Source organism: Rhizobium sophoriradicis (assembly GCF_003939025.1).
Lineage (GTDB): Bacteria > Pseudomonadota > Alphaproteobacteria > Rhizobiales > Rhizobiaceae > Rhizobium > Rhizobium sophoriradicis.
On the sequence record NZ_RQIH01000016.1, the window covers coordinates 80,040 to 90,905 of the forward strand.

The 10,866-nt window shown below is 62.5% G+C and carries 12 protein-coding genes; all 12 read right to left on the reverse strand.

Translation table 11 applies throughout. The annotated features are described in order from the left end of the window. Positions 1 to 56 precede the first annotated feature (56 nt). Positions 57 to 749: a B3/B4 domain-containing protein gene (locus tag EFR00_RS25175; protein WP_077991808.1), complete on the reverse strand. Its 693-nt coding sequence runs from the start codon at positions 747 to 749 to the stop codon at positions 57 to 59. A gap of 3 nt (positions 750 to 752) precedes the next feature. Beyond that, the gene (locus EFR00_RS25180; RefSeq protein WP_077991805.1) at positions 753 to 1,652 is read right to left on the reverse strand and encodes a DMT family transporter; all 900 of its coding nucleotides are present in this window, start codon (positions 1,650 to 1,652) and stop codon (positions 753 to 755) included. A gap of 160 nt (positions 1,653 to 1,812) precedes the next feature. Then, positions 1,813 to 2,613, reverse strand: a complete 801-nt coding sequence (locus EFR00_RS25185) for an AraC family transcriptional regulator (RefSeq protein ID WP_077991803.1) — start codon at positions 2,611 to 2,613, stop codon at positions 1,813 to 1,815. An 87-nt stretch (positions 2,614 to 2,700) separates the two neighbouring features. Beyond that, positions 2,701 to 3,486 (reverse strand): APH(3')-II family aminoglycoside O-phosphotransferase, encoded by a 786-nt coding sequence (locus EFR00_RS25190; RefSeq protein ID WP_077991802.1) that lies wholly within the window; start codon positions 3,484 to 3,486, stop codon positions 2,701 to 2,703. Continuing rightward, positions 3,483 to 3,644, reverse strand: coding sequence for a hypothetical protein (locus EFR00_RS33160; RefSeq protein WP_004677707.1), 162 nt, complete (start codon positions 3,642 to 3,644; stop codon positions 3,483 to 3,485). Before EFR00_RS33160 ends, EFR00_RS25190 begins: the two co-directional genes overlap by 4 nt. Positions 3,645 to 3,745: 101 nt before the next feature. Then, positions 3,746 to 4,837 (reverse strand): DUF930 domain-containing protein, encoded by a 1,092-nt coding sequence (locus EFR00_RS25195; protein WP_077991947.1) that lies wholly within the window; start codon positions 4,835 to 4,837, stop codon positions 3,746 to 3,748. A gap of 116 nt (positions 4,838 to 4,953) precedes the next feature. Beyond that, the gene (locus EFR00_RS25200) at positions 4,954 to 5,247 is read right to left on the reverse strand and encodes a GYD domain-containing protein (protein WP_010033023.1); all 294 of its coding nucleotides are present in this window, start codon (positions 5,245 to 5,247) and stop codon (positions 4,954 to 4,956) included. Positions 5,248 to 5,442: 195 nt separating this feature from the next. Then, positions 5,443 to 7,500: an RNA polymerase sigma factor RpoD gene (gene rpoD / locus EFR00_RS25205; protein WP_004677699.1), complete on the reverse strand. Its 2,058-nt coding sequence runs from the start codon at positions 7,498 to 7,500 to the stop codon at positions 5,443 to 5,445. 89 nt (positions 7,501 to 7,589) lie between these two features. Then, positions 7,590 to 7,796, reverse strand: coding sequence for a hypothetical protein (locus tag EFR00_RS25210; protein WP_125461986.1), 207 nt, complete (start codon positions 7,794 to 7,796; stop codon positions 7,590 to 7,592). 174 nt (positions 7,797 to 7,970) lie between these two features. Continuing rightward, positions 7,971 to 8,318, reverse strand: a complete 348-nt coding sequence (locus EFR00_RS25215) for a GFA family protein (protein ID WP_077991799.1) — start codon at positions 8,316 to 8,318, stop codon at positions 7,971 to 7,973. A 10-nt stretch (positions 8,319 to 8,328) separates the two neighbouring features. Further along, complete coding sequence (gene tdh / locus EFR00_RS25220; protein WP_077991798.1) at positions 8,329 to 9,366, reverse strand: L-threonine 3-dehydrogenase; 1,038 nt, start codon at positions 9,364 to 9,366, stop codon at positions 8,329 to 8,331. A 220-nt stretch (positions 9,367 to 9,586) separates the two neighbouring features. Then, a complete protein-coding gene (locus EFR00_RS25225) occupies positions 9,587 to 10,774 on the reverse strand; it encodes a glycine C-acetyltransferase (RefSeq protein ID WP_077991796.1) in 1,188 nt (395 codons plus the stop codon). Between the last annotated feature and the right edge of the window lie 92 nt (positions 10,775 to 10,866).

Genomic DNA, 10,866 nt, shown 5'->3' on the forward strand with positions numbered 1-10,866 from the left:
ATAGGGCGTGCATGCCGCCGGCCCAAGGTGCGAACGCCCCTTCCCAAGCGTCCGCTTCAGAATTCGAAACCCGGCGATGCTGCGCTGAGCAGCGCCGCTTTCGGCGCCGCCGGCCAGGCCTTCGCCAGATGATCCGCGAGCGTCGCCACCAGCCTGGCGATATCCGCCTCGGCCGAGGCATGCAGCGCCTCGACAACGATCAGCACCGACCGCGTCGTCGGCCGTACCGCCGAAAGCCCGCTCTGCCGGTTCGTCCAGCGCCGCGCATGGGCGCTTCCCCCGCCATCGGCGAAGATCACCTCGTTCGGCTCGGGATGTTCGATCTCACCGCCGAAGGTCAGATAGGTCTCGTCGCCCGTTGCCGGCCGGACCTCGAGATCGCCGCCGATCTTTTCGACATCGAAGGCGGCAATGGGAATGGCAAAGGCGAGCGAGACCGCATTGCAGAGATCGACGAGCGGATGCAGGCGCGGCAGCGCCTGCTCCTGGCGGAAGCGCCGCAGCAGCGCTTCGGAGGCCGAGCGATATTGCGTCGGCTTCAGCCCCATGCGGGAAAAGCCGCGCCGCCAGGCCTGGATTTCCGGAAATTCGCTTTCCTGGGCGCCGGCAAGCCGGGTGTCGGCGATCGCCCCGAAGCTTGTTATCGCCGCTTCGACGTCCACACCGGCATCGATGCCGGTGGCATAGAGCGCGCCGGCGCGAAGCTCGGGAAAGGTCTGCCACATGGCGGCGGCATGGTTGAAACGCATGGCCTATCTCCCCTCGGTGGGTTGGGTTGCGGTGCGGTTTCCAGCCAGGCCGAGCCCGAGCACCGCCGTAAGCACGCAGGTTATGCCGGCAAGCTGGCCGAAGCCGACCGGCTCGCCGAGGGTGACGAAGGCGAGCAGGACGGCGGACACCGGCGCGAGCGCGGTAAAGAGCGAGGCTTCCGTGCCGCTCACCCGTTCGGCCCCGGCATACCAGAGCAGGAAGCCGGCGACGGTCGGCACCAGCGCATAATAGACGACGGCCGCCGCAGCGCTTGCGGAAAAGCCGTGTGCGGAAGGCGCCTCGAACACGCCCGGAATGACGGCGACGGCAAAGCCGATGCCGCTCATCAGCGTCGATTGGGCAAGCGGCGGAATATCGGCGGTCAGCTGCTTGTTCAACAGGATGAACAGCCCTTCGCAAACGACCGCCAGCAGGATCAGCGCATTGCCGGCCAGCGACCCGCTGGCCGCCTCCGGCGTGAAGGCGATCGAAAACACTCCGGCGGTCGCCAGCGCCACGGCGAGAAGCAGGGCGGGCTGCGGCCGCTCGCCGAGCAGCAGAATGGAAATTGCCGCCGAGACCACCGGCAGCGTGCCGATGATGACGCCGGCATCGGCGGCAGACGTCAGGCTGAGGCCGGTGATCAGCAGCGTCGTATAGCCGACGCTGCCGGCGCCCGCCTGGATGGCGAGGATCAGGCGGTCACGCCGGGGAAGTTTCGGCAGCCGCGTGCCGGTCACCCGCATCAGCACGAGAAAGACGGGAAAGGCGAGCGCGAAGCGCAAGGCGGTGGCGGTAAATGGCGCCAGGCCGGCGGCGATGAGTTTGCTGGCAATGACGGTGCTGCCGACCGTCAGCATCGCCAGCGTCAGATAGACATAACCTTGAACCTGTCTCGACATTCCTGCCTCCTGTTGGATGCGCCGAGGAAACAGCAGGAACCGGTTGGGGTCTTGAACGAAATTGCAGGGCGGCGGAGCCTCGGCCAGCCCCGTCCTTCGAGGCCCTTGCGGGGCGCCTCAGGATGAGGCGGGAGAGAGGGCGCGCGGCCTGCGGCACGGCTCAGAGAAAGGCGCCGGCATAGAGCCGCGGCGACAGGCCGTATTTGCGCACGAAAACGCGCGTCATGTGGCTCTGGTCGGCAAAGCCGCTGGCAAAGGCCGCTTCCGCAAGCGGCGTGCCCCGAGCGATCAGCCGGCGGGCGCGATGGATGCGGGCCTGGAGGAGATAGGCATGCGGTGTCAGCCCCGTCGCCTTGGCGAAGCCGCGCAGCACCTGGAAGCGGCTGAGGCCGCTTTCCCGGGCGAGATCGGCGAGCGAGACGGCGGCAAGAGGATCGTCGTCGATAAGGGCCTGCGCCGTCCGGATGGCGGCCGGCACCGGCGGCCGCTCCTCGCGATCGCCGTCTTCCCGGATGACATCGGCGACAAGCTCCAGCAGCAATTCCTCAAGGAGCAGCCCGTCCGCTCCGCCACCGGTCACCGCCCCAAACAGGCTCTCGAATCGGGCGGCGATTGCGCCATTGCGGATGACCGGATGGGGGATTTCCTGCCGGCCTGCCCCGCCGCCGATCTCGCGCGACAGATGGGTGACGATCTCGGGGTCGAAATAGAGGATGCGCCATGAGCGCGCCGCGCCGATCGGCGCTCCGTCATGCACCTCGTTCGGATTGACGGTGATGATGTCGCCGGCCGCAGCCTCGACCATGCCGCGCCCGCTGCGCGACTTCTGCGCCCCTGACGAGACGAGGCCGATGCCGAACTGCTCATGCGTGTGCCTGCTGAAGCTGTGATGCGTTTGCGCTTCCACCGCTTCGACCCCGGCCAGCGCCGAGCGCAGCATCCTGAACTGGTTTTTCGCCATTATCTGCCCGCAGATCCGATCGCCGGCATCTTGCCAGCCGGATGGAGCGGGCGCAACGCTTGGCAAGCGCCACGCGTCTTTGAAGCGTCAGAAGAACTCGTCGAGCAGCTGGTAATAATCGAGGCGCGCCGGATCCGGCGCCGTCAGCCCGTAACGATCAAGGAAGGGCTGCACCAGCGCCGCACCGAAATTATCGGCGATGCTGCGGCAAGCGAGCGCAATATCCTGATAGCGGTCGGCGACGCCGAGGCGGCTGCAATCGATGTAGCCGGAGAATTGGCCGCCGGAGGCGACGAAATTGGGCAGGCAGGCATCGCCATGGGTAACGACGAGGTCCTCACGGTCCGGCCGCCGGCCCTCGAGTTCGGCAAACAATGTTTCGGCGCTCTTTCCGAGCCGCGTCTCGTCGAAATCGGTCTCGTCGACGATCCCGGCCTGCATGCGCGCGCCTGCGGCCGGCAGGCGCTTTTCCAGCCGATGATCGAACGGGCAGGAGGTGATCGGCAGGTGATGGAGATCGGCAAGTGCGGCCGCCAGCAGTTCGACGCGCGCCAGCGGCGTCAGCGCCGATGCGCTGGCAAGATTGGTCCCCGGCAGGGCGCCGATCAGCAGCCAGTTGCGCTTGCCGTCGCTTTCCCGGGCGATGACATCGGGACATGGCAGGCCGGCGGCCTTAAGCCAGGATAGCCGGGCGGCTTCATCGGCAAGCTCGCCGAACGGCCCGGCCGCCTCGACCTTCAGATAGAGCGCCGGCAGGCCCTCGCCCTCCAGCCGGAAGACGCTTGCCGCGGAACGGCCGAGCGCATCGCGTTCGAACCGGTAGCCGGTGAGCCGCTCGCCAAGCGCTGCCGGCAATGACTTGGGAAATATCAATGCAGCGTTTCGGCGGGTGCGGCTTCGAGCAGGATCTCGAAGGCCTCTTCGAGCGCCGCCACCAGAATATCGGTCAACTCGTCACCCTTGTTTTCCAAGAACAGCGCGCTGACGGCTTCATCCTGACGCTCCAGAAAACGCTCGATCTCGTTCGACATATCATTGTCCCTTCTTCGCCGTACCATCACGGCCATAGGGAGAGGCTAGATACGGTTGCTTGCGTGTGGCTGGTTGCGGGCGGGAAAGATCACCGCGCGCTTTAGTCATCAATATCATACTTCGAATACTGGCTGCGGGGGATCGGCCCACCAACCTGGTGGGCAAAGGACATCACTTTGGTAGCTCCCTCATCCACCTCGCAGCGGAAACGAACTTGGAACCAGCCGTTGGCTGTGCCAAAGGCTGCATCCTTGACATCGAGAATGGTACCGGCTCGCAAGCCAAAACTCGGCAATGCGAGCGGATAATAAGCCGGCGAACCGTGAATAAGCTGGCCCTGAAGCTCGGTGGTGCAGAGCGTGGCCACTCGCTGTTTGCGTGAAAGCCCATCCATCGCGGTTTGCGCAAACACATTGCCATCTGCAGCCCGTGAAAAAAGCGTTTTTGCCTCGAGCAGATCGTTGGTGTCGGACAGGTTTTTCGGCTTCTCAGCGCTCTTCTGCTCAGGCGGATTCGCCTGCTCGAAGGTGGTATTGGCTTCGCCGGACGCTTCTGCTGGCGGTCCGTTACGCTCCGGAGAAACGTCCGTCACTGCCACTTCCGGAAGCTTCACATCATCCGGTACGGGTCTTGATGGAGGCGCCTCAGTTTTTGGCTCTTCCGCAACAGCCTTCGGCAGCACCCGCCCTGATGTGCGCTGCGGCGAAGTTCTCGCCGGTTTTCTTTCACCCTCGGAAGAATTTCCCGCCAGGAATTTGTCAGGGCCGCTATTTTTGCCCCCGAACTCGGTGACAGGGTTGAGAGTCGGCATCGGCCTCGGTTTAGCTTGCTCGGAAGCCTTCTTTGCCGGCGGCGGAGGAGGAGGTGGTGGGGGTGGCGGTTGCTTCTTCGCCTGTTCCGGCGGCTTCGGCTCCGGTGGTTTCTCCTGGGGCTTTTTCTCTTCCGGCTTCTTCTCCTCCGGCGGCGGAACGAGTTCCACCTTCACACTCTCGTCTTCAGGCGGCTTTGGTTCGATCTTCGGCAGGCCGAAAATGAGAAGGGCGACGATGGGCACGTGCAGAAGCACGGACGCGCCGACTCCCCAGCGGATTTCAGGCCGCTGCTTTGCCGCTTCATGCGCTTCTGCCGGTTCGACGTCTTCTTCTGTCACAGCAGCGATGTGGCCTTTAAAGCCGGCAGCATCAAGCCACAAATACAAAAAACCGCGTGATCGCTGCCGCAACGATTGGCCGGCAGGCCCGTCATCATTCAGCGCCACGCGGTCTCCGGAGAGCCGTGCCTTGGCATCCGAACCGGCTTGAGCAGTGGTCAGCCGAGCGAGCCGATGAGATCCCGATAGGCAGCCTCCGGGAACGCCTTCAGCGTCTCGGTGCGGACATTACCCGCCATGGCGAGCGACAGCGTAAAATGCGCCATCACCGCATCATCGGGCGCCTCGCAGACGGCAACCATGTCATGGCCGCCCATCGTCAGGTAGAACTGGTTGATGGAGCCGCCGACGCCGGCGAGCAGTTTTTTCGCCGCGTCGAGCCGTTTTGTCGAGTCGCGAACAGTACGGATGCCTTGGTCCGTCCAATCGATCAAAAGAATATAAGTGGTCATGTCGCACCTCCTAACGGAGGATCGTTCACGCAGGCATACGATCTCGCGTGTGTCGCGATCGATCCTTTCCCCGTGGCGGGATTATAGGCCTGTCACCAGACAGGGACAAGGAAACGGCCTTGATCATTGGTATTAATCACCAAAGCAAAAGCCGGGCGCAGGGCCCGGCTTTTCCAATCGGAACGGCGTTAAAACCTAGCTGTCGAGGAACGAGCGCAGCTTGCGCGAACGGCTCGGATGCTTCAGCTTGCGCAGCGCCTTCGCCTCGATCTGGCGAATACGTTCACGGGTGACCGAGAACTGCTGGCCGACCTCTTCGAGCGTATGGTCGGTGTTCATGCCGATGCCGAAGCGCATGCGCAGCACGCGCTCTTCGCGCGGCGTCAGCGAGGCGAGAACGCGGGTGGTCGTCTCGCGCAGGTTCGCCTGGATGGCGGCGTCGATCGGCAGCAGCGCGTTCTTGTCCTCAATGAAATCGCCGAGATGCGAATCCTCTTCGTCACCGACCGGGGTTTCGAGCGAAATCGGCTCCTTGGCGATCTTCAGGACCTTACGGACCTTTTCGAGCGGCATGGCGAGCTTTTCGGCCAGTTCTTCCGGCGTCGGCTCGCGGCCGATCTCGTGCAGCATCTGGCGCGAGGTGCGGACGATCTTGTTGATCGTCTCGATCATATGCACCGGAATGCGGATCGTGCGGGCCTGGTCGGCGATCGAACGGGTGATCGCCTGACGGATCCACCAGGTCGCATAGGTCGAGAACTTGTAGCCGCGGCGATATTCGAACTTGTCGACCGCCTTCATCAGGCCGATATTGCCTTCCTGAATGAGGTCGAGGAACTGCAGGCCGCGGTTCGTGTATTTCTTGGCAATTGATATGACGAGGCGAAGGTTCGCTTCGACCATTTCCTTCTTGGCGATGCGCGCTTCGCGCTCGCCCTTCTGCACCATATGGACGATGCGGCGGAATTCCGAGATCGAAATGCCGGTCTCGGTCGCCAGATTCTGGATTTCCTGACGGATGTCGCGGATCGTCGTGTTCTCGCCCTTGGCGAATTCCTTCCAGCCGCGGGCGGCCAGATTGCCGATCGACTTCATCCAGTTCGGATCGAGCTCGGCGCCCTGGTACTGTTCCAGGAAGCTGTCGCGCTTGACGCCGTAGGATTCGGCCAGACGCAGCAGGCGGCCTTCGTTGGAGACGAGGCGCTTGTTGATGTCGTAAAGCTGCTCGACCAGCGCATCGATGCGGTTCTGGTTGAGCGACAGCGACTTGACGGCCTTGATGAGCTCGTCCTTGAGCTCCTTGTAACGGCGCTCCTGGGCGGAGGAAAGCGTGCCGGAGGCCGACAGGCGCTGCTCGACCTGCTGGTCCTGCAGCTTGCGCAGCTTCTTGTAGGTCTCGGCGATCGTATCGAGCGTCTCCATCACCTGCGGGCGAAGCTCGGCTTCCATCGCCGCCAGCGAGAGGTTGGATTCGTCCTCGTCCTCTTCCTCCTCCTCGGGAGGCAGGCCTTCGCCGCCGACATCGGTGATATCGTCGTCGCCGGAGCGGGCGCGGCGGGTCTTTTCCTTCTCCTCGGCCGCCTTGCGGTCGGCCTCGATCTTCTCGGGGCTTTGGAACTGCGGCGCAGCCTTGGCTTCAGGACCGGAATAGGTCGTTTCGAGATCGATGATCTCGCGCAGCAGCGTCGTGCCTTCGTTGAGTTCGTCGCGCCAGATGATCAGCGCCTGGAAGGTCAGCGGGCTCTCACAGAGGCCGGCGATCATCGTCTCACGGCCGGCTTCGATGCGCTTGGCGATGGCGATTTCGCCCTCGCGCGACAGAAGCTCCACCGAGCCCATTTCGCGCAGATACATGCGCACCGGATCGTCGGTACGGTCGGTCGGTTCTTTCTTCTTGGCGGTCGCAAGCGCGGTGCCGCCGGAAGGCGCGAGTTCGCCGCCTTCGCTGTCCTCGTCGCCGCCGGCATCATCGTCATCGCCGCCGCCGGAAGCGCCGGCTTCCTCGGCTTCTTCGTCCTCGATGACGTTGATGCCCATGTCCGAAAGCATCGACATCGTGTCTTCGATCTGCTCGGACGTCACTTCCTCGGACGGCAGAACGGCATTGAGCTCATCCATCGTCACGTAGCCGCGCTTCTTGGCGGCCTTGATCATCTTCTTGACCGCGTCGTCGGAAAGATCGAGAAGAGGGCCGTCGCTTGCGCCGTCGCGTTCGACTTCCGCGTCTTCGTTCTCTTTGACCTTGGTTGCCATTTATATCGTCGCCTTCCTGACGCTATCCAATCTCGCTACGGTGAATGGGCCGTCTCAGGGCCTGACGCGCCGCACGCGCCGCCCTAGAATCACCTATGCCCACCTAACGGGATGACATTTAAAGCCTGATTAACCACGATCGCCGGCACCGGACAGCAAAGCTTTTTTGCTTTTGGATTTCCGGCCATGGTTGCGCGATCCGCCTTGACCCAGTTCACCGTTTCAACAAGTCGAACGGTGATTCCCACATTTTTTGTTCTCGTCAAGCTTTTCCATAAAAAAAGCTCACGAATCATCGGAAAAAGCCTTATCCACAGGCTTTGAACCGCGGCTGCGATTGCGAACCTTATTTAAGAAGCGCCGAACAAAAGACAAGGGCAGCATGGATTTTGCCGGCGCTGCGGTTGTTTCCGCTGTTTTTACAGTTTTGACGGCAGTCTATTCCCCAGCTCCGGGCGGGCACTCTGTTTCTAATGCGCGGCACCGTCATAGGCCCTAACCTTCAGCGCGCCGAAGTCGATCGCGGGAATGCAGCGCAGATTGATCGACGCCATGGCAGCGCCGTTCGGGCCTACCGCCTCACCGAAGGGCGCAATACCGCACTTGGCGCAGAAGTGATGGCGGATGACATGCCTGTTGAAAGTATAGGTCGAGATATTCTCCTCCTGCGTCTTCAGCACCAGCTTCTCACGCGGCACGAAGGCCAGAAGCCCGCCGCGCCGGCGGCAGAGCGAACAGTTGCAGTCGAGCGCCTCGGTGAACTCGCCTTCGACCTCGAAAGCAACATTGCCGCAATGGCAGCTTCCTTGATAAATCATCCCGTCCTCCTCACATCCAATCCATGACGACCTTGCCGGAGTTGCCCGACCGCATCGCCTCGAAGCCGTCTCGGAAATCGTCGATCTTGATCCGGTGGGTGATGATGGGCGAAAGATCGAGGCCGCCCTGGACGAAGGCGATCATCTTGTACCAGGTCTCGAACATCTCACGGCCATAGATACCCTTGAGATTGAGCATCTTGAAGATCACCTTGTTCCAGTCGATTTCGAAGCCGGCCGGCGCAATGCCGAGAATGGCGATCTTGCCGCCATTGTTCATCTTGTCGATCATGTCGCGGAAGGCGGGTGCTGCGCCTGACATTTCCAGCCCGACATCGAAGCCCTCGGTCATGCCGATCGCCTTCATCACGTCGGCGAGATTTTCCTTCGACGCATCTACGACGTGGTCGATGCCGAGATTGCGCGCCAGATCCAGCCGATGCGGATTGATATCGGTGATGACGACTTTGCGGGCGCCAGATCGTTTGGCGACCAGCGCCCCCATGATGCCGATCGGCCCGGCGCCGGTAACAAGCACGTCCTCGCCGACGAGATCGAAGGAGAGCGCGGTGTGCACGGCATTGCCGAACGGATCGAAGATCGCGGCAATCTCATCGGAAATATCGTCCGGGATCGGCACGACATTGCTTTCCGGAATGCAGACGAACTCGCCGAACGAACCCGGCCGGTTGACGCCGACGCCGAGCGTGTTGCGGCAGAGATGCCCCCTGCCCGCCCGGCAATTGCGGCATTTGCCGCAGACGATATGGCCCTCGCCGGAAACCCGCTCGCCGACATGATAGCGAGTGACCGCCGAGCCGATCTCGGCGATCTCGCCGGAAAATTCATGGCCGACGACCATCGGCACCGGAATGGTCTTCTGCGCCCACTGGTCCCAGTTCCAGATATGCACGTCGGTGCCGCAGATCGCCGATTTCTTCACCCGGATCAGCACATCGTTCGGCCCGACCTCCGGCACCGGCACATTCTCCATCCAAAGCCCGACCTCAGGCTTCGATTTGACCAGCGCCTTCATCATGTTCGACATCGGCAATATCCCGCCCTTGTTCTGGTGCCGGACCTTGCGACTCCCTCTTCTCCCCATCGGGGAGAAGGTGCCCGTAGGTCGGATGAGGGGGCCACACGGCACGCCATTAAACCTTATCTTGTTTCTCGCTCAACGCTCGAAACGTCGCTTCGCTCCGCCCCCTCATCCGACCCTTCGGGCCACCTTCTCCCCGCTGGGGAGAAGAGGGAGAAAGCGGCACTCAAATCACACCCAATTCCCGCCCTGCCTCGGCAAGGGCCGCAATCGCCCGCTCGACATCTTGGCGCGAATGCCCTGCCGACATCTGCGTGCGGATGCGGGCCTGCCCCTTCGGCACCACCGGGAAGGAAAAGCCGATCACGTAAATGCCCTTCCTCAGCATCAAAGCCGCCATATCCTGGGCCAGCTTGGCGTCGCCAAGCATGACAGGAATGATCGGATGGCCTTCGCCGGCAAGCGTGAAGCCGAGCTTCGTCATCTCGCTGCGGAAGAGAGCGGCATTGTCGGAGAGGCGCTTGCGCAAGGCATCACCATTTGCGATCAGATCGAACACTTTCAGAGAGGCGGCGGCAATAACCGGCGCCAGCGTGTTCGAGAACAGATAGGGGCGCGAGCGCTGCCGCAGCCACTCGACGACCTCTGATTTCGCCGAGGTATAGCCGCCCGAGGCGCCGCCGAGCGCCTTGCCGAGTGTGCCGGTGATGATGTCGATCCGGCCCTCGACGCCGCAATGTTCGGGCGAGCCGCGGCCGTTCCTGCCGACGAAACCAACGGCATGGCTGTCATCGACCATGACCATGGCGCCGTATTTTTCGGCGAGATCGCAGACGCCGCCCAAATTGGCGATGATGCCGTCCATCGAGAAAACGCCATCGGTGGCGATCAGTTTGAAGCGGCTGCCCTCGGCCCTCTTCAATTCCTCTTCGAGCGCCGCCATGTCGTTGTTGGCATAGCGGAAGCGCTTGGCCTTCGACAGCCTCACGCCGTCGATGATCGAGGCGTGGTTCAGCGCATCCGAGATGATCGCGTCCTCCTCGGAAAGCAGCGTCTCGAACAGGCCGCCATTGGCGTCGAAGCAGGAGGAATAGAGGATCGTGTCTTCCATGCCGAGGAAGGAGGAAATCCGGGCTTCGAGCTCTTTATGCTCCTCCTGGGTGCCGCAGATGAAACGCACCGAGGCCATGCCGTAGCCGTAGCGGTCGAGCGCCCGCTTGCCGGCCTCGGCCAATTCCTCATTGTCGGCAAGGCCGAGATAATTGTTGGCGCAGAAATTCAGCACCCGCTCGCCGGTGGAAATCGCAATCTCGCCCGCCTGCTTGGAGCTGATGACCCGTTCGGACTTATAGAGCCCGGCATCCTTCAGCGCCGAAATCTCGGCGCGAAGATGGGAGAGAAATGGCGAGGTCATGCGCGGCCCTTCCTGATGTTTTTTATAGCGTCGGAGTTAGCATATCGCCATCGGCTTGTCTTCTTCAGCGCTGGGCCGAGAGCGAGAAGAAC

Coding starts and splice junctions, on each gene's coding strand:
- EFR00_RS25175 (WP_077991808.1), bottom strand. CDS start 749: ATGCGTTTCAACCATGCCGCCGCCATGTGGCAGACCTTTCCCGAGCTT.
- EFR00_RS25180 (WP_077991805.1), bottom strand. CDS start 1,652: ATGTCGAGACAGGTTCAAGGTTATGTCTATCTGACGCTGGCGATGCTG.
- EFR00_RS25185 (WP_077991803.1), bottom strand. CDS start 2,613: ATGGCGAAAAACCAGTTCAGGATGCTGCGCTCGGCGCTGGCCGGGGTC.
- EFR00_RS33160 (WP_004677707.1), bottom strand. CDS start 3,644: ATGTCGAACGAGATCGAGCGTTTTCTGGAGCGTCAGGATGAAGCCGTC.
- EFR00_RS25200 (WP_010033023.1), bottom strand. CDS start 5,247: ATGACCACTTATATTCTTTTGATCGATTGGACGGACCAAGGCATCCGT.
- rpoD (WP_004677699.1), bottom strand. CDS start 7,500: ATGGCAACCAAGGTCAAAGAGAACGAAGACGCGGAAGTCGAACGCGAC.
- EFR00_RS25210 (WP_125461986.1), bottom strand. CDS start 7,796: ATGATTCGTGAGCTTTTTTTATGGAAAAGCTTGACGAGAACAAAAAAT.
- EFR00_RS25215 (WP_077991799.1), bottom strand. CDS start 8,318: ATGATTTATCAAGGAAGCTGCCATTGCGGCAATGTTGCTTTCGAGGTC.
- tdh (WP_077991798.1), bottom strand. CDS start 9,366: ATGTCGAACATGATGAAGGCGCTGGTCAAATCGAAGCCTGAGGTCGGG.
- EFR00_RS25225 (WP_077991796.1), bottom strand. CDS start 10,774: ATGACCTCGCCATTTCTCTCCCATCTTCGCGCCGAGATTTCGGCGCTG.